Genomic DNA, 817 nt, shown 5'->3' with positions numbered 1-817 from the left:
ATCTCGCGCCCGGTGGCGCGGACCAGCCGGTACAGGCTGTCGTAGGCGTACGTGCTCTCCGGCACCACCTTCTGGTTGCGCCAGAAGCGGGTCTCTTCCGCGTCGTTACGCACGCTGAGCACGTTGCCCGCCGGGTCGTACCCGTAGCGCAGGTCCTGCAGCACCCTCGCCCCGGAAGGATGTCCGGCCGGGCGCGCCGTTTTTATCCCGGTCAGGCGCTGCGTCTCTGCCTCATAGGTATACGTGGTCACCACCCCGCTGCCGTGCTCCTCCCGCAGCGTCTGCCCGGCGGCCGAGTACGCCAGGGAGCGGACGATAACCTGCTCCGCGCCGCCCTTCACCGTCAGCCAGCGGCCCGCCACCCGGCCCGCCACGTCGTACGCCACGCGCTGGCGGTTCCCCTTCGCGTCGGTGGTGGCCAGCACCGCCCCGGCGGCGTCCGCGGCGGTCAGGGTGGTGTGTGCCCCGTCAGCCAGCAGGCCGTTCCGGACGGACACCCCTGCTCCCTGCCGGCCGGCCACGACGTCAGGGTTATCCGCCTCCTTCAGCAGGCGGCGGGTCACCGACAGCGGCACGCCGGTCAGCGCGATGCTGTCCGTCCGTACCAGCCCGGCCGTGTCGTGGTGGCTGACGCAGGCCCCGGCCAGGTTCAGGCCCTGCTCCGCCGCCGTGCGGCCGGCGTACACGAAGCGCTCCGCGACGCGGGGGGCTTCGCCGGTAGCCTGCTCCGTGATGCTCACCGGGCGCCCGGGCAGGGTGGCGTCCTCGTACTGCCAGGTGCGGGTCACGGCCTGGCCCGTGTCCTCCGTGCCATCAC

General features: G+C 72.8%; 1 pseudogene. It reads right to left on the bottom strand.

Annotation, left to right across the window (positions count from 1 at the left end):
* A pseudogene (locus ABR39_RS00780) lies at positions 1–817 on the bottom strand (RHS repeat protein); the annotation flags it as partial.

It is taken from the genome of Enterobacter genomosp. O, assembly GCF_001022965.1.
GTDB classification, from domain to species: domain Bacteria; phylum Pseudomonadota; class Gammaproteobacteria; order Enterobacterales; family Enterobacteriaceae; genus Enterobacter; species Enterobacter cloacae_L.
The sequence above is the reverse complement of the archived record's forward strand: the minus strand, read 5'-3'. Positions and strand labels throughout refer to the sequence as shown.